Annotated in this window: 2 protein-coding genes; one reads left to right on the forward strand and one right to left on the reverse strand. The window is 44.4% G+C overall.

Annotation, left to right across the window (positions count from 1 at the left end; all coding sequences use genetic code 11):
• The coding region (locus R7190_RS26245; RefSeq protein ID WP_318137724.1) for a DUF1107 family protein at nucleotides 1-107 on the forward strand (107 nt) is incomplete at its 5' end.
• A gap of 83 nt (nucleotides 108-190) precedes the next feature.
• On the opposite strand, the gene msrA is transcribed toward R7190_RS26245, so the two are convergent.
• Entirely contained in the window at nucleotides 191-829 is a 639-nt protein-coding gene (gene msrA / locus R7190_RS26250; protein WP_318137723.1) for a peptide-methionine (S)-S-oxide reductase MsrA, read from the reverse strand.
• Nucleotides 830-892 lie beyond the last annotated feature (63 nt).

Here is an 892-nt window from a genome sequence, read left to right on the forward strand (position 1 = left end):
GTTTCTGCTTTGATAATGGCAAAGTGCTGCTTCCTGATGTGAAAGATCAAAAGCGACTGGCTGTCTTTAAAGAAGTAAACCAAGCAATTTCATCATTATCCGCCTAAACCATTCATGGCGTATTAACCCAAAAAACGAAAGATTAAAAAGAGCGACCTTGGTCGCTCTTTCTCGTTTAAGTGCAGTTTGATTAGCCTTGCAAGCTTGGTGGGAAGCAAACACCTGTGCCGCCTATGCCACAGTAGCCATCCGGATTCTTTGCAAGATACTGTTGATGGTAGGTTTCTGCAAAATAGTAAGGCCCTGCTGGGACGATCTCAGTAGTAATCGTTGAGCGAAGCTCAGCTTCTAATGCTTGTTGATACAGAAGTTTTGATTTTTCAGCAAGTTCTTGCTGCTCTTGAGAGTACGTGTAAATCGCAGAGCGATATTGTGTGCCGAGATCGTTGCCTTGGCGCATGCCTTGAGTTGGGTCGTGTTTTTCCCAAAATACCGCAAGGAGTTGTGCTAGTGAGATAACACGCCCATCAAACACGACTCTCACAACCTCAGTATGACCGGTTTTACCCGTACACACTTCTTCGTAGGTTGGATTTGGTGTAAACCCACCCGCATAACCCACAGATGTCGAAACCACGCCATCCAATTGCCAAAAAAGACGCTCGGCGCCCCAAAAGCACCCCATGCCTAACAAAATCTGTTGCTGATGATGGGCTAGTGGTGCCGTTAGACTCGATTGATTTACAAAATGACAATCTTCAATCTGCATTGGTTGTTCTCTACCAGGCAGGGCATCTTCTATACTGATTAATGTCTGTTTGTTGAGCATGGTATTTGTCCTTCAATACGTGTCTTAAATTTGCGAACTTTTTCATTTCGTCTGTATCTGATG

Source organism: Vibrio sp. 1078-1 (assembly GCF_033340475.1).